Annotated in this window: 12 protein-coding genes; 7 read left to right on the plus strand and 5 right to left on the minus strand. The window is 51.8% G+C overall.

Going from position 1 to position 15,966, the window contains the following annotated elements; all coding sequences use genetic code 11:
• Positions 1–571: 571 nt before the first annotated feature.
• On the minus strand, positions 572–787 hold the full coding sequence (locus QLG08_RS13820; protein ID WP_014606960.1) for a DUF1471 domain-containing protein: 216 nt from the start codon (positions 785–787) through the stop codon (positions 572–574).
• Positions 788–1,385: 598 nt separating this feature from the next.
• Here QLG08_RS13820 and QLG08_RS13825 point away from each other — a divergent pair.
• The 6 genes from QLG08_RS13825 to aceK all read left to right on the plus strand — a co-directional run bounded on the left by QLG08_RS13825 (position 1,386) and on the right by aceK (position 9,304).
• Entirely contained in the window at positions 1,386–2,456 is a 1,071-nt protein-coding gene (locus QLG08_RS13825; RefSeq protein WP_014606959.1) for an ABC transporter substrate-binding protein, read from the plus strand.
• Entirely contained in the window at positions 2,425–3,150 is a 726-nt protein-coding gene (locus tag QLG08_RS13830; RefSeq protein ID WP_238493292.1) for a substrate-binding domain-containing protein, read from the plus strand. The genes QLG08_RS13825 and QLG08_RS13830 overlap by 32 nt, the downstream gene beginning before the upstream one ends.
• A gap of 180 nt (positions 3,151–3,330) precedes the next feature.
• On the plus strand, positions 3,331–4,260 hold the full coding sequence (metA, locus tag QLG08_RS13835; protein WP_013024132.1) for a homoserine O-succinyltransferase: 930 nt from the start codon (positions 3,331–3,333) through the stop codon (positions 4,258–4,260).
• 262 nt (positions 4,261–4,522) lie between these two features.
• On the plus strand, positions 4,523–6,121 hold the full coding sequence (aceB, locus tag QLG08_RS13840) for a malate synthase A (protein WP_238493291.1): 1,599 nt from the start codon (positions 4,523–4,525) through the stop codon (positions 6,119–6,121).
• A gap of 17 nt (positions 6,122–6,138) precedes the next feature.
• Positions 6,139–7,440, plus strand: a complete 1,302-nt coding sequence (gene aceA / locus QLG08_RS13845) for an isocitrate lyase (protein WP_014595044.1) — start codon at positions 6,139–6,141, stop codon at positions 7,438–7,440.
• 58 nt (positions 7,441–7,498) lie between these two features.
• Positions 7,499–9,304, plus strand: coding sequence for a bifunctional isocitrate dehydrogenase kinase/phosphatase (gene aceK / locus QLG08_RS13850; protein WP_238493290.1), 1,806 nt, complete (start codon positions 7,499–7,501; stop codon positions 9,302–9,304).
• On the opposite strand, the gene uxuR is transcribed toward aceK, so the two are convergent.
• The 3 genes from uxuR to QLG08_RS13865 all read right to left on the minus strand — a co-directional run bounded on the left by uxuR (position 9,262) and on the right by QLG08_RS13865 (position 13,151).
• Positions 9,262–10,032, minus strand: a complete 771-nt coding sequence (gene uxuR, locus QLG08_RS13855) for a Uxu operon transcriptional regulator (RefSeq protein ID WP_014595046.1) — start codon at positions 10,030–10,032, stop codon at positions 9,262–9,264. The two genes, aceK and uxuR, sit on opposite strands and share 43 nt — an antisense overlap.
• A 206-nt stretch (positions 10,033–10,238) precedes the next feature.
• Positions 10,239–11,501: a glucuronide uptake porin UidC gene (gene uidC / locus QLG08_RS13860; protein ID WP_013024137.1), complete on the minus strand. Its 1,263-nt coding sequence runs from the start codon at positions 11,499–11,501 to the stop codon at positions 10,239–10,241.
• 120 nt (positions 11,502–11,621) lie between these two features.
• Positions 11,622–13,151, minus strand: a complete 1,530-nt coding sequence (locus QLG08_RS13865; RefSeq protein ID WP_015701276.1) for an MFS transporter — start codon at positions 13,149–13,151, stop codon at positions 11,622–11,624.
• Between the two features lie 598 nt (positions 13,152–13,749).
• Between QLG08_RS13865 and QLG08_RS13870 the strand changes: the two genes are divergently transcribed.
• On the plus strand, positions 13,750–14,922 hold the full coding sequence (locus QLG08_RS13870) for a serine hydrolase domain-containing protein (RefSeq protein ID WP_072138488.1): 1,173 nt from the start codon (positions 13,750–13,752) through the stop codon (positions 14,920–14,922).
• Positions 14,923–15,058: 136 nt separating this feature from the next.
• Here QLG08_RS13870 and iclR read toward each other — a convergent pair whose 3' ends face one another.
• Positions 15,059–15,889, minus strand: coding sequence for a glyoxylate bypass operon transcriptional repressor IclR (gene iclR / locus QLG08_RS13875; RefSeq protein ID WP_014595049.1), 831 nt, complete (start codon positions 15,887–15,889; stop codon positions 15,059–15,061).
• Positions 15,890–15,966: the final 77 nt, after the last annotated feature.

A 15,966-nucleotide genomic window follows, 5' to 3' on the forward strand; every position in this document is an offset into this window, starting at 1 on the left:
AGTGAAACGCCGTAGCGCCGATGGTAGTGTGGGGTCTCCCCATGCGAGAGTAGGGAACTGCCAGGCATCAAATTGAAGGACCTGCACGTAACCTCGGGCAGTTCACTACTCAGTAGAGTAGGACAAAAGCGAACGCTTTTGAACGCTGCGAAGCAGCGGCCCGAAGGGTGAATCACAGCGTGATTCATAAACTGCCAGGCATCAAACAAGTGAAGAAGCCCTGAACTGACGTTCAGGGCTTTTTTACGTCTGCGATCTGGCAGATAACCCCTCATCTCTGCACCGTTCCGGACCGGACGCATCCCTTTACCGGCGTTTAACGGGCAACGGTGAACCAGCAGCAAGGCACGGGTGCAGTGGCGGAGCGACGTAAAACACAGGCACGTCATCTGGTACGCGGCAGACAGGCTGTTATCAGTAGGCATCTTTGAAAACGCCCTAAAATCGTTACAGATCGCCTGGTTGAGTTGGATAAGATGGGCAGCATTAATTAAAGACAAAAAAGACCAGCTATTTTAAAAACGCGGAATGCGTTTAAAAACAGCCGGTCACGTGCTTTTTAGCGCCGATATTATTTATATAATTCAGCGGTTACGTGGGCATAATTATTGGTGTCTGCACTGATAACTCTAAAATGATCGCCTTGTTGTTTCGCCTGTCTGGCAATTTTAGAGACCGCGCCATCCAGTGTTAATGAGGTGGCAGAGACGGTTTGTGCAAAACAACCGAAAGACATCAATGAAAATGCCACGGCAGCAGCAGCTGACGTTACTTTATTGATTTTCATAATATTACCCCTTTATTTCAGTTGATGAAGGAGTCTGTCTGGCTCCGTTAAAATTAAATTAGCAGAGTATGTGCAGTTTAAAATTAACGCCCTGTGCTCTAATTAATATCAACCTGCTAGCATTATTTTCAGTATGTAAAAGAGAATATCAGCAGGTTAAAACTGTAGGGATTTAATACTGGAATAATATAACTGTACACTGGAATATCTTTCAGCCTGATTGTTTACAGCGCATAGTGAGATGCACTTTCCAGTTATGCCCGCTGACCAGCTCGTAATCTAAAAAACCGTCAAGTCGTCCGCACAGTGATTTATCTGACCTTCGCCTGTACAGCCTGAACACGTTCACAAAGCCCTGTCCACCTGGGCGAAGCTGTATCCCGCTGTCAGCTGTCAACATGATTCCGTTAAAGGCCAGTTCCGCAGCCTTGATGGTTTTAGCGCATCCGTTCTCTTTTTACCTTTCTGGTGTTTCGGTGACGCCGATTCGGAAACAGGATAAAGGAGCACAGCAGCGGTCAGGTATGCGCATCAAGAGGCTACCTTGCGACAGATAATCGCTATATAATCTCTTGCATTACGCTTCGGGGAAACCTTATTGAATACAACATTAAAGCGCCTGATGCTTGCAGGCATAGTGACGCTTACCGCCTTAAACAGTTACGCCAGCCGTGTTGTGACCGATCAAATTGGCCGCACCGTCACGATTCCAGATCGGGTTGATCGTGTGGTCGTGCTTCAGCATCAAACGCTGAATCTCCTGGTGCAGTTAAACGCGACAGATAAAATCGTAGGGATTCTCGCTAACTGGAAGCAGCAGCTAGGGGACAATTACGCGACGCTGGTACCTGAACTGACGCATAAAGCGCTGCTGGGTGATTTGACCCACGTGGATTTGGAAAAGCTGGTTGCGCTGCATCCACAGGTGGTATTTGTCACTAACTATGCGCCAAAAGAGATGATTGACCAAATCTCTGCATTGGGTATTCCGGTCCTGGCAATTTCATTGCGCCATGACGACGCCGGACAGCAGGGTGAGATCAACCCCAATATGCAAAACGAAGATCAGGCGTACGACCTGGGTATAAAAGAGGGGATTACGCTGATTGGGGAAGTCGTCAACAGGCAGCAGCAGGCCAAAGCGTTGATCTCAGCGGCATTCGCCGGTCGTCAGATCGTCACCGACCGTCTCAAAAATATCCCCGAGCAGCAGCGTGTTCGCGCCTATATGGCTAATCCCGATCTGACCACCTACGGAGCGGGTAAATATACCGGCCTGATGATGGCGCATGCCGGTGCCCTTAACGTGGCGGCCTCGTCGATTCAGGGATTCAGGCAGGTCAGCATGGAGCAGGTTGTCGTATGGAACCCACAGGTCATCTTCGTTCAAGACCGCTATCCACAGGTGGTGAAGGAGATTCAACAGAATCCCCTTTGGCGAACCATTGATGCAGTGAAACATCACCGGGTATGGCTGATGCCTGAGTATGCCAAGGCATGGGGCTATCCCATGCCGGAGGCCATAGGGTTAGGCGAACTGTGGATGGCGAAAAAACTCTACCCAGATAAATTCCGCGACATCGATATGCAGCAGCAGGCTAATCGCTGGTATCAACGGTTCTACCGGACGTCATACCATGAGAAATCTACAGATTCTGGCAGCAGGTAGCCTGCGTGACGTGTGGAAGATGCTCATGACCGCCTTCCATGCCGAATCCGGCTTAACAGCAAATACTCAGTATGGGCCGGCCGGTCTGCTGCGTCAGCGCATTGAACAGGGTGAAATATGCGACCTGTTTGTTTCGGCTAACCTACAGCATCCAGAAAAGCTGCGCCAACAAGGCCTGGCAGATCATACCGGCCATTTTACAAATAACAGGCTTTGCCTGACGGCTAAACGTGATTGCGTCATTGAACAGGATGACTGGCTGTCGCTATTACTCCGTGAGGATTTGCGGCTGGGAACCTCAACGCCGCTTTGCGATCCCTCAGGTGATTACACCCTGGAGTTGTTTGACCATATCGAACAGCGCCATCCCGGTTGTGGCGATGCACTCAGGCAAAGAGCGATCGCTATGGTTGGCGGACCAGACAGCTTGCCTGTGCCTGCGGGTGACCTGGCGGCGCAGTGGATTATCAGTGCAGGCCATGCTGAGCTGTTTATCGGCTACGCCAGCTATGCGCCTCGCCTGGCTCGTTTTTCCCAGCTTCGGGTTTTTAACATTCCTTCCACTTACAATGTCCAGGCACGATATGGCTGGGCCACGCTGTCCGCCGCTGCCAAGCCGCTCGCGGCATTCCTGAGTTCCGATACCGCGCAACAAATTTTACGCCAGTACGGTTTTCTGTCCCTCAGCCAGTGACAGAACAGGCTTTCAATTTCTTTTCCGCAGGGGCGCGCTTAGCGAGATGTCACATCTCTGCCCCGCGCCTTGAAACTTTTTCACCTGTTGATATGCAGACTCGACATTTAGCCTTTAACTGGTTATCTTTGGCTGTCTGGATGTCTAAACGTATATATGGTTACTAGAGGTGATTAAGCTATGCCAATCAGGGTTCCCGACGAATTACCGGCAGTGAATTTTTTACGTAACGAAAACGTCTTTGTGATGACGTCGTCACGTGCCAGTGTTCAGGAGATCCGTCCGCTTAAAGTGCTGGTTCTTAATCTCATGCCCAAGAAGATTGAGACGGAAAACCAGTTTCTGCGCTTACTCTCCAACTCACCGCTGCAGATCGATATCCAGCTACTGCGCATCGACAGCCGGGAGTCGCGGAATACACCCAGCGATCATCTCAACAACTTCTACTGCAATTTTAACGATATTCAGCACGATAACTACGATGGCTTAATCGTGACAGGTGCGCCGCTGGGCCTGGTTGAATTTAACGATGTGGCTTACTGGCCTCAGATAAAACAGGTGCTGGAGTGGGCGAAAGATCATGTTACCTCAACGCTGTTTGTCTGTTGGGCCGTCCAGGCGGCATTAAACATTTTATATGGCATTCCTAAACAGACCCGGCAGACTAAACTGGCGGGCGTCTTTGAGCATCAGATACTGCATCCCCATTCCTTACTGACGCGGGGATTCGACGACAATTTCCTCGCTCCCCATTCACGTTACGCTGATTTCCCGACGCAGCTCATCACGGATTATACCGATCTGGAATTATTTGCTGAATCGGAACAAACCGGCGCGTATCTGATGGCGAGCAAAGACAAAAGGCTGGCGTTTGTGACCGGGCATCCGGAGTACGATGCACTGACGCTGGCGGGAGAGTTTCAACGCGACTATGAAGCCGGGCTGAATCCTGAAGTACCCTATAACTATTTCCCACAGGATAATCCGCAGCTTACACCGCGCGCCACCTGGCGTAGCCATGGAAACCTGCTGTTTTCAAACTGGCTGAATTATTACGTCTACCAGATTACGCCGTTTGATCTGCGCCATATGAATCCCACGCTGGAATAATCCTTTTTTAGCGACAACTGAACCGTGTTAGCCGCTGGCAGCACGGTTTTTTTTCGTCTGTAAAACGTGATTGAAAAGTATTACCTGTTAAAAAATAAAATAAATCATTTATTAATCATGATGATAAGTTGTTTTTTTATTAAAAATGGAAATAGTTTTTGATTTTAAAATTAAAATGAATATGCTCTGATCCTGTAGCTCAATAATTACCCTATCTGTGGATCATCCATGTTGATCCGCCTGTAAACAGGAGAGAGCAGACATGACAGACTCGGTTATCAACAGTGAATTACTTTTCAGTAAACCCTTTAGCGATGCGGAAAAGCAGTTGCTTACTCCCGACGCCATCGCTTTTCTGCAGGAACTGGTGACGCGTTTTGCACCCCAGCGTGAGACATTGTTAGCCGCACGTCAGGTCCGGCAAAAAGAGTACGATTCCGGCGGGTTACCTGACTTTGATATGGAAACGATTTCCATAAGAGAGCGAGCGTGGACGATCCGTGGTATTCCGGCCGATTTACAGGATCGTCGCGTTGAGATCACCGGTCCGCCCGATCGCAAAATGGTGATTAACGCCTTGAATGCTAACGTAAAGGTGTTTATGGCCGACTTTGAGGACTCGCTGGCACCTTGCTGGGAAAAACTCATTGACGGACAGCAAACCTTACGGGAAGCCGTGGCGGGAACGCTGCGCTATACCAGCGAGAACGGAAAAATCTATCAGCTACGGGCCGATCCTGCGGTATTGATGTGCCGGGTACGTGGACTGCATCTGTCTGAAAAACATGTTAGCTGGCAGGGCAATGCGATTCCCGGTGGTCTGTTCGATTTTGCTCTCTACTTTTTTCATAACGCGGAAGCCTTACTGGTAAAAGGCAGTGGCCCCTATTTTTATCTGCCTAAAACTGAGAGCTGGCAGGAAGTTGCGTGGTGGCGGGATATCTTTAGCTTTGCCGAGGATCGTTTTGATCTGGCTCGCGGCACCATAAAAGCCACCGTATTGATCGAAACGCTACCGGCGGTATTCCAGATGAACGAGATCCTGTGGAATCTGCGGGATCATATCGTGGGGCTGAACTGCGGCCGCTGGGATTATATTTTCAGCTATATCAAAACGCTGCGCGAACATGCCGATCGGATTCTGCCCGACCGGCAGTCTGTAACCATGGCTCAGCCCTTTCTGGATGCTTACTCACGACTGCTGATCCAAACCTGCCATCGCCGCGGTGCTTTTGCCATGGGCGGCATGTCAGCACTGATACCCAGCAAGGACAGCGCGCGCAATGAATGGGTGCTGCAGCGCGTCACTGAAGATAAACAGCGTGAAGCCAACAACGGACATGACGGTACCTGGATCGCGCATCCCGGTCTGGCAGACACGGCGATGTCAGTCTTCAACCAGGTACTGGGTGAACGCCCCAATCAGCTCAACATTCTGCGGCAGGATGACAGCCCGATAACGGCAGAGCAGCTTCTGGCACCTTGCGAAGGCGACAGAACTGAAGCGGGCATGCGCGCCAATATTCGGGTGGCGTTGCAGTATCTGGAAGCCTGGATTAGCGGCAATGGTTGTGTCCCCATCGATGGCCTGATGGAAGATGCCGCAACTGCAGAAATTGCCCGGACTTCAATCTGGCAATGGATCCGCCATCAGAAATCTCTGCTCGATGGACAGCCGGTCACGGCCGCGCTCTTCCAGCAGCTGCTGAACGATGAGCTGCAAACGCTACAGATGCATCTGGGCGATAAGACATTCAGTTCAGGTCGTTATGAGGAAGCGGCGCGCCTGATGGCGCAGATCACAACCCAGGACGAACTGGTTTCCTTTCTTACTCTGCCAGGCTACCGCCTGCTTCCCTGACTTAAGGAGCCGTTGCCATGACACGTACTCAACATATTCAGCAACTCGAAAAACAGTGGCAGGACGCGCGCTGGCAGGGCATTACCCGCCCGTACAGCGCAGAGGAAGTGATTAACCTGCGGGGCTCTGTTGTGCCGGCCTGTACTCTGGCAGAGCGGGGGGCGGTGAAGCTCTGGTCGCTGCTCAATGGCGACGCCAAAAAAGGCTATATCAACAGTTTGGGAGCATTAACGGGCGGTCAGGCTCTGCAACAGGCAAAGGCCGGTATAGAAGCGATCTACCTGTCTGGCTGGCAGGTCGCTGCCGATGCCAACGTAGCAGGACAAATGTATCCGGATCAGTCGCTTTATCCGGTCAACTCCGTGCCTGAGGTGGTCACCCGTATTAATCAGACATTCCAGCGCGCCGATCAGATTCAGTGGGCTAACGGCACAGAACCTGGGGACAGCCGCTATATCGACTATTTTCTGCCCATTGTCGCCGATGCAGAAGCGGGCTTTGGTGGCGTGCTGAATGCGTTTGAACTGATGAAGTCATTGATCAGCGCAGGCGCGGCGGCCGTGCACTTTGAAGATCAACTGGCGGCGGTGAAGAAATGCGGTCATATGGGCGGTAAGGTGCTGGTGCCAACCCAGGAGGCGATACAGAAGCTGGTGGCGGCGCGTCTGGCTGCCGATGTCATGGGCGTACCCACGATCCTGCTGGCGCGGACCGATGCGGATGCCGCAGACCTGATCACATCTGACTGTGACGAATACGACCGCCCATTTATACGCGGCGACCGCACGGCGGAAGGTTTCTTCCGCACCAACGCCGGCATTGAGCAGGCAATCAGCCGTGGACTGGCTTACGCCCCTTACGCCGATGTCCTTTGGTGTGAAACCTCCACCCCGGATTTGGCCATGGCCCAGCGTTTTGCCGATGCGATTCACGCCCGCTATCCAGGCAAGCTGCTGGCTTACAACTGTTCGCCTTCGTTTAACTGGAAAAAGAATCTGGATGACAAAACCATTGCGGCCTTCCAGCAGGCGCTCAGTGACATGGGCTATCGCTTTCAGTTCATTACGCTGGCGGGCATCCACAGCATGTGGTTCAACATGTTCGATCTTGCGCACGCTTACGCTCAGGGCGAAGGCATGCGCCACTATGTGGAAAAAGTTCAGCAGCCGGAGTTTGCTGCGCGCGAACGGGGTTACAGCTTTTCATCGCATCAGCAGGAGGTCGGAACAGGCTATTTCGATCAGGTGACCAACACGATTCAGGGCGGCAAGTCATCGGTGACGGCCCTGACAGGGTCTACTGAGGAGCATCAGTTTTGAGTTGAGTCTGTGTCTTTCCCGCCCGGCATCTGCGGGCGGGCTTTTTCAGGAGTGAATCATGCCGCCACGCGAATCACTGATTGCTCACACCATTCTGCAGGGTTTTGACGCGCAGTATGGTCGTTTTCTCGACATTACCGCAGGCGCACAACAGCGTTTTGAACAGGCCGAATGGCAGGCGGTACAGCAGGCGATGAAGGCGCGTATTCATCTTTACGATCATCACGTGGCATTAGTCGCCGATCAACTGCGCGTGCTGAACGGGGCGGCACACTGGGACGATGACTTTTGGCTGACGATTAAAAGCCATTACGAAACCCTGTTGCCCGGCTATCCGCGCTACGAAATTGCCGAGAGCTTCTTTAATTCGGTGTACTGCCGGTTGCATGGCCATAATGCACTGCAGCCGAAACGCCTGTTTATTTTCAGCTCTCAGCCAGCCTCAACGCAAACTTCCCCTGCGCGCCCTCTGGCGCGGACCTATCTACCACATCAGGGCTGGCAAGCGCTGTTCCACCAGGTACTGCGCGACCTGCCTTTAACGCTGCCATGGCAGGATCGGGCGCGCGATGAAGCGTGGATTCACCGCCATTTGCGCGAGCAGTTTTCCGCCGCCCAGTTGGCGCAGGGCTGGCTGGACGTTTGTAGTGAGCTGTTTTTTCGCAACAAAACCGCCTGGATTGTCGCCCGGCTGCACCTGCCCGACGGCATATTTCCCTGTCTGTTGCCGATTCAGCGCAGCGATAAGGGCGAACTGTGGATTGATACCTGCCTCACGGACGTCAATGACGCGAGCATCGTGTTTGGCTTTGCCCGCGCTTATTTCATGGTCTATGCGCCGCTGCCGGCGGCGCTGGTGGCCTGGCTCAAGCCTGTATTGCCGGGTAAAACCCTGGCAGAGCGCTATATGGCTATCGGCTGTCAAAAACATGGCAAAACGGAAAGCTATCGGGAATATCTCCAGGCGCTGGCGCAAACCGACGCCGCGTTTGAGATTGCACCGGGTATTCGTGGCATGGTGATGCTGGTGTTCACATTACCGGGCTTTGATCGGGTATTTAAAGTCATCAAAGATCGGTTTGCACCGCAAAAAGAGGTCACCGAAATGCAGGTCAGGGCCTGTTATCAGCAGGTCAAAGAGCACGACCGTGTGGGGCGCATGGCCGATACACAGGCTTTTGAACAGTTTGCGTTGCCGCTCGCGCGTATCGCTCCCGCGCTACTGGAGGAATTTCAACACACGATTGCCGGAAAGATACGTATTGAGGGCGATCGCCTTATCATCAGCCACCTCTGGCTGGAACGTCGGATGCAGCCCCTGAATCTTTACCTGGCGCAGGCCAGTGAAAACCAGCGCCAGCACGCCATTGAAGAGTATGGCAATGCGATCAAACAGCTGGCTGCCGCCAACATCTTTCCCGGCGACATGCTGTTTAAAAACTTTGGCATCACCCGACACGGGCGCGTCGTGTTTTATGATTACGATGAAATCCGCCCTATGCAGGAACTCAATTTTCGTGAGGTTCCTCAGGCGCGATATGAAGAAGATGAGCTCAGTGCGGAGCCCTGGTACAGCGTGGGGCCGGATGACGTATTTCCTGAAACCTTCCGCTATGCATTATGCAGCGAGCCTGCCATAGGCGCGCTACTGCAACAACGGCATCCGGAAATTTTTGAGGCTAGCTGGTGGCGTGCACAACAGCAGCGCATCGCTCAGGGGCATATTGAGGACGTGATCGCCTGGCAGCATGCCCAGCGTTTCTGCATCCGTTACGGTAGCACGTTGACGACGTCGTCACGTGTGCCTGCTACTGCAGGCATTCAGCCGTCCGTTTTTGCCAGCGGCCATGAATCAAACAGATAACCATCGAAATCAAGGTCATCAACATTGGAAAACTCCAGCAGGCGCTGTTTCACGTTTTCAAGATGTTGCCACATCGCCAGCTTTGCAGCGCGTGCGTCCTTCTTGATGAGTGCAGCAAGAATCTGTCGGTGATCGATCAACCATGCTTTACGATAAAGCGTATCGCCCAGGTGACTGTGCAACTGAATCCACATAGGGTTATTTTCACGCCATTGCCATGACTGGCGAAACAGTTCGACCAGCATGCTGTTATGCGTTGCTTCGGCAATGGCAAGATGAAAATGCATGTCACCGCTCTCTGAGTTTTCCAGCGAGCAGCTTGCCAGTTCGCGCTCTTCTAACAGCAGGGCCTGACGCATTTTGACGATATCTTCTCGCGTGGCCTGAAGCGCGGCGAATTCGGCGATATTACTTTCCAGTAGCTGTCGTGCCTGAAGCTGTTCAAACGGGCCGGCATCGTTGCAAAAATGCGTGTTCACTTCTTCAATACGTAATGGATTTTTGTGCTCCACCACATAAATACCAGCACCGCGTCTGACTTCGATTAGCCCTTCAATTTCCAGCATAATCAACGCCTCGCGAACCACGGTGCGGCTGACGTCGAGCATGTCAGCAATTTCACGTTCTGGCGGCAAACGCTGACCCGAGCGGTAAGGCGTCTCCAGAATCAGTTGCCGGATTTTTATACCCACTTGCTGATAGGGCCGCTGCTGAGAGACTGACCTCATAATTATGCTCCCGTCAGATACCGTTCCGGCGAAAACTATATCACCCAACGGGTAAGGTAACAGGGTTTTGCGCACGTTAAGATAAACTGGTTGACCAGATGAAAAGGGGATTTATCCCTTATTTAACAATTAATTGCGGTTTTTATTAAAAGTGACATCATACGATGCCACTTTTGAAACACCTGTGCGACGTAATGGATGCGTCGTTACTTCAACATAAAATCGTATTGCACGCCGGTTTTCACATCCCAGTAATAAAGTTTATCGCCCAGCGCGCTGCCGGGCCGCTTCTCTCTGGCACGGTCAGCAGCCACGTACATATTCAGTCCTTTGAATGGCCCATCGGTAACGTTATACATCACCGCTCCCATGAGTCCGAGCCCGTTAATTTTAGTATTACGCTGCTTGTCTTCGTAACCTCTGGTGATAACTGGCCCCAGCATGACACCGACGTTTTGATTAAAGAAATACTGCCCGCCAAACTGCGCGGATAACATGTTTTCCTTGTTGCGGTCGATGCTCAGAGAGTCGGGATAGCCAATATCGGTGTAGACAATGCGCCCATCGATATCATGGGTCAGTTTGCCCACGGCGCCAAACAATCTTGCCTTATCAAAAGAGTAAGTTAAGCGTCCGGAAATTAAGGCGGTCTCGTGATGGTAACTAAGAGGCTTACTCATCCCTTCTACCTGACCATAAAATCCCATAAGCTCCCACTTCAGTGTATGGTCGTTGGAAAAGGTATGCGTTTTTTCAAAAATGCTCTGCACCTGGGTTGAGACATCTTGCTGATAAGACGCCCCCAACGAATAGCGTGACGACGCATCGTGCCATGATCCCACCAAATAGCCGCGTCCCCGGCGGGGATGGTACTTACCTGTTGCGCTGTCAATCACCCCTTCATCACGCACGCCGGTTGCCGAATCGACATAGTAGAAGGCGCGTTTACGCCACATTGACCAGAATTCCAGGTTTTCTGTTGCCTCAAAACGGGCCAGGACGCCTTCAGAAATCGTCTGTATCGTGCGGGACGAATTATCGGCGATCAGTGGAATGCGGTAGGGGAGACTGCCGTAACCATAGTCGGTACCAAACCGCCCAATGGTTAAGTAGAGATTATCGGCGGGTTTAAGCTTGACCGCGCCGACTGCCACGCCAAAGCTATCGTGCCCATCCAGATAGTAGCGGGTGCTCCAGCCGTCTTTCGCCCCCAGTTTGTATACGTAATAGGCACCCGCGCTGATACCAATAAAGTCAGAATAGTAGCGGGTGTTCACATCAATGAGCCCGCCTTGTACCCAGGCGTAGATATCACGCCCGGTACCTGCACTCGGCTTGTCTGCTCGTCGAAAATCATTCTTTAAACGAATTCTTAAACTGTCTTCATTATCATTAATGGCTGCGGCGTACAGCAGCGAGGGACACAGCAGCAAAGCGATGGCCATGCAGCGAAAAAAACGTGTGTTCATAAAGGAATCCCTGGCGTATTAAGTATTTTCATTACGTTCAGGCGCAGGCAGAACGGGCTGCTATCCGATGGGATCAGCCATGCGTAACGTGCAACCCACTCAAGAACTGGCCTGGTTGAATTAAGGGCGTGCGTTATTATCCTGCTGCCACACCTGTTCATAGTCGTAGCCGGTCAGGGCCTTCACCACGACTTTGGTTTCGGGTGTACAGTCGGCTTTATTCCCGCCGGCCTTAAGGCGATCAATTTCTTTCACCAGAACCCGATGCGTTTCACGGGTCAGTTTAAATTTGAAGGTCATATATAAGCTGATGAGTAATAAACCACCGGAGCCAAAGACCAGCAGACCAGTAATTGCATTCAGCGCACTTTCTGGCTGAATTAACTGCCCTTTGACGAAATGACTGTGCTCCAGTACGGCACCGACTATCATAATTGCGACGGCCACGGTACTTTTGCGCATCAGCGTCATCACGCCAGCAAAGACGCCTTCACGCCGTTGACATGTGACCATTTCATCCACATCAGGAATAAAGCTGTAAATATTCCAGGGAATAAAATAAAGCCCTGCGCGGCCAAAACCTAACAGAACAAATACCAGCGTGGTGAGCCACCAGGAAGACACAGCGCTATGGCCGATATACATCAAAATGAGATAACCGAGTACAGCAAAAATACACAGATAAGAAATACGCATGGCCAGGGCGGGCCTGATATTCAGCTTGTCCAGCATAAACATGAAAAGCAGCGTCGCGGGAATGGATACGGAGGTGGCAATCGAAAGATAGGCTGATGCGTTTGCCGCATCCAGGCTCAGGCCATATACGACGAAATAAACAAACACCGCTATGAAAATATCCAGCGCCGTAAATGATGAAATATAGATAATCAAGTGCTGTCTGAATATTTTTATTTTGAAGGTGGTGGCCAGTTCGATAAACATATTTTTCAGGTGGGATATCAGTCCAATACTTGGCCCGGCGTTAAGTCGCTCAAACTCTTCGGGATTCATGTCTTTCGATTCCCAGGTACAGGACCAGGTAATCAGCACCACAATAAAAAACAGGCATGAAAACAGGATACCGGTGTAGGTGAATGTCAGGGCAGAGTCCTGACCAAAATACTGGATCATAACGCCCGGTACTGAGGCGGTGAGGAAGGTGCCCACCTGAGAAAACGTCAGGCGGATTGCCGCCATACGGGTTCTCTCGCCAAAATCGTTGGTCATCTCTGCCGCCAGGGTTTCCCAGGGCACTAACACCATCGCCACCAGTAACTCTACCGCGAGATAGGTTCCAAGATAGTACCAGTAGCTCATGTCGCTGACCCAGACCAGCGCATAGATAAACATCAGCGGGGCGCTGATGAGCAGAAAGAAGCGGCGTCGGCCAAAACGTTTACCGAGGCGGGTGCTGCCAAACTTATCGGTGATATAGCCCATTATCGGGCTGAGAATAGCGTCAATGATGCGGGCGATAGCAAAAATGGAGCTCGCCTCGAGCATCGAAAGACCACAAAATGTCGTATAGAAAAAAAGCAACCAAGTCCCAATTAGCGCCATGGAGCCACCGCCAAAAATATCGGTAATGCCATAGCCTATTGCGGTGCCCGTGCCCACCTTCCTGCGTGGCGGTATTGTTGTTGTCATCATAATGTTCCCTTGATTAATTCAGCGTAACGGTCAGAAAACATCTTCAGGTTGTTATACGATCGTGAAGATGAAGAGAATTGTTTTTAGTTAATTTGTAATAGGAGAAAACGGTTAAATTGAATCGACGCTTTGTTTAAATAATGTTCCTCCTTTTGTTTTTTATTGTTGGTTGGTTTTAATGTTTAAAATAAGTGGGTTGATTCCCGTTCTGATGTTTAATGTCAAATGAACTTTATTTTGGTTAACCAGTATTGACGGTGGTTAAGTCAACACAGTGAAGGCTATGTTGATTATCTGTCAGTGTATTTTTTGCTTGTAGTGCGAATGCATGGTAATCAGTCTGCTCTTTTAAAAAAAAGAGGTCGATCACAAATCCCCTGGATGTCCATAAGTTAGACTCAAAGTCAACTTTTGGTTGACCAGTTAAATGAATGGGATGTTTTATTATGTGAGAAGGATGTTATTTGATGTGGGTCTTGTTTGGGGTTTTTGTTAAATAAGGTGGTGGGTAATATATAAAATCTATTCTTCTTGTAATGTATAAAAGTAATGAAAATAACGCTTTTTATTTTTTTTGAAATTATTCAAGGAATCGATAATGATTTATTTTACATCAGGACGTGTTCCATCCTCTGCAAAACTTGAAGCCGCTATGGATGCGGTTATCGATCAGGCGATTGATGCACAGCGCATTGTCGGTTGTACGGTGATGGTAGCCCAAGCCGGCGAATTAATGTATCAGCGAGCGGCGGGTCTGGCTGACAGAGAGCAGAAGAAAGGCATGGCGCTGGATGCGATTTTCCGCCTTGCCTCGCTGACCAAACCCATCGTGAGCCTGACGGCAATGCGCCTGATCGAACAAGGGTACATGACTCTGGATGACGACATTACGCGCTGGCTTCCCGATTTCCGTCCCTGCCTGGAAGAGGGGAAACCTGCAACCATCCGGGTGCGACATCTCCTGAGTCACATGTCAGGTTTACGTTACCGTTATTCCGCGCCGGCTGATTCCCTTTATCACACCCTGAACGTGTCTGATGGGATCGACTATCAACCGGGATTATCCATCGAAGAGAATCTACGACGCCTGGCAGGCACTCCGCTGCAGTTTGAACCGGGAAGCGGCTGGCGTTATTCCCTGGGCATTGATGTTTTGGGCGAAATCATGGTGCGGGCGACCGGTAAGCGTCTGCCGGATCTGGTAAGTCATGCGGTCACGGAACCGCTCGGGATGAAAGATACGCTGTTTACCGTCAGGGATGAGGCGCGTTTAACCACGGTGTATACCGATGACAGCCCGGTGCCCACGGCGATAGGCGAGAATCAACGAATACCTTTTGGTGAGGGCGCAGCCATTTTCTGTCCTGACCGTATTCTCAAACCCGATGCCTGGCCGTGCGCCGGCGGGGGAATGGCAGGGACGGCCCCCGATTTCATGCAATTGCTGGAAACGATCCGCCGGCAGGGCGCGCCGCTGATTACGCGCGACAGCTTTGACTATATGACGCAGGAACACGTTGCCGCGAAATATGCCACGCAGGGACCGGGATGGGGATTTGGTGTGGGCTGGGCACTGCTTGCCGATCCCGATGCGGCCGGGTCGCCTCAGTCAGCGGGCACGCTGTCGTGGAGCGGCGCTTACGGCCATACCTGGTTTGTTGATCGCCAAAAAGAACTCTGTGTACTAGCCATGACAAACACGACGCCGGAAGGGGTAAACGGTCAGTTCCCCGTGATGCTGCGCGATGCCGTATATAGCGGTCTTGCGTAATGGATTGTTGGACTGACGGCGGGCGCCCCCTTTTAGGGCGGCGCTGGCCAGTCCACAGGCTGTTTCTTATAAAGGCTGCGGTTGAGAAAGCATGAAGGGCGCGCTGGCGTTATCGGGTGGGGCGGGCGGCATTTCTTTAACGGCCACTGTACGCCAGGGTGACCTGACGGGCTTCGCGGATGACCAGCGCGCCCAGTTCGGTGATGCGGTCGTCCGTCATGCGGGCAATAGGCCCAGAGATGGAAAGCGCCGCAAATGGCTCGCCGTGCTCATCGTAAATGGGGGCCGCCACACAACGCAAACCGAGCGCATGTTCTTCGTCATCGAAAGAAAATCCCCGAGTCCGGATCTGTGCCAGATTGGTTTTCAGACTCTGAGGTGACATCAGCGTATTGGGCGTGTAGTAATGCAGGCCTTTCTGATGCAGCAGAGCGGTGACCTGCTCGTCGCTGAGATGCGCCAGAAAAGCTTTACCTGCGCCCGATGCATGCATTGGCAGTTTGCCGCCGATCGGTGCAGACATGCGCATCAGTTGCGTACACTGTACCTGATCGATAATCACCGCCTGAAAATCGCTGAGGTCCAGCACCGCCAGATTGACCGTTTCACCCGAGTTTTCCATCAGCGTACGTAGCACCGGGTGGACCAGCGCCAGCAGGTTCCGGCTCTGTAAAAAACTGCTGCCAACCACAAACGCATGTGCCCCCATGGTCCAGTAGCCTAAATCGCCCTCCTGGCGCACAAACCCCTGCTGCTGCATAGTGGTCAGCAAGCGATGTGTTGTGGAGTTAGGCAACCCGGCCTGCTGCGCGAGTTCGGTAAGCGCGACGCTGCCATGTGAATTAGCGATCAACTCCAGCAGCGTTAACCCACGGGTCAGTGACTGAACCTGACCGCCTGCGGGCGCTGAGGGGGCAGGGGTGCCACGGGGTTTTTTTCCGCGTTTCGCGGCGACGGGCGTTGCCATTCTGTTTCTCCTTTTCACATAGTGGAAACCATTTTCGTTTTAATCTGCCTGAATGCAAACGCTGACGTGCTGGTCAG

It is taken from the genome of Pantoea sp. V106_11 (assembly GCF_029967885.1).
GTDB lineage: Bacteria > Pseudomonadota > Gammaproteobacteria > Enterobacterales > Enterobacteriaceae > Pantoea > Pantoea ananatis.

Coding starts and splice junctions, on each gene's coding strand:
- aceA (WP_014595044.1), top strand. CDS start 6,139: ATGACACGTACTCAACATATTCAGCAACTCGAAAAACAGTGGCAGGAC.
- aceK (WP_238493290.1), top strand. CDS start 7,499: ATGCCGCCACGCGAATCACTGATTGCTCACACCATTCTGCAGGGTTTT.
- uidC (WP_013024137.1), bottom strand. CDS start 11,501: ATGAACACACGTTTTTTTCGCTGCATGGCCATCGCTTTGCTGCTGTGT.
- metA (WP_013024132.1), top strand. CDS start 3,331: ATGCCAATCAGGGTTCCCGACGAATTACCGGCAGTGAATTTTTTACGT.
- QLG08_RS13820 (WP_014606960.1), bottom strand. CDS start 787: ATGAAAATCAATAAAGTAACGTCAGCTGCTGCTGCCGTGGCATTTTCA.
- uxuR (WP_014595046.1), bottom strand. CDS start 10,032: ATGAGGTCAGTCTCTCAGCAGCGGCCCTATCAGCAAGTGGGTATAAAA.
- aceB (WP_238493291.1), top strand. CDS start 4,523: ATGACAGACTCGGTTATCAACAGTGAATTACTTTTCAGTAAACCCTTT.
- QLG08_RS13830 (WP_238493292.1), top strand. CDS start 2,425: ATGAGAAATCTACAGATTCTGGCAGCAGGTAGCCTGCGTGACGTGTGG.
- QLG08_RS13865 (WP_015701276.1), bottom strand. CDS start 13,151: ATGATGACAACAACAATACCGCCACGCAGGAAGGTGGGCACGGGCACC.
- iclR (WP_014595049.1), bottom strand. CDS start 15,889: ATGGCAACGCCCGTCGCCGCGAAACGCGGAAAAAAACCCCGTGGCACC.
- QLG08_RS13870 (WP_072138488.1), top strand. CDS start 13,750: ATGATTTATTTTACATCAGGACGTGTTCCATCCTCTGCAAAACTTGAA.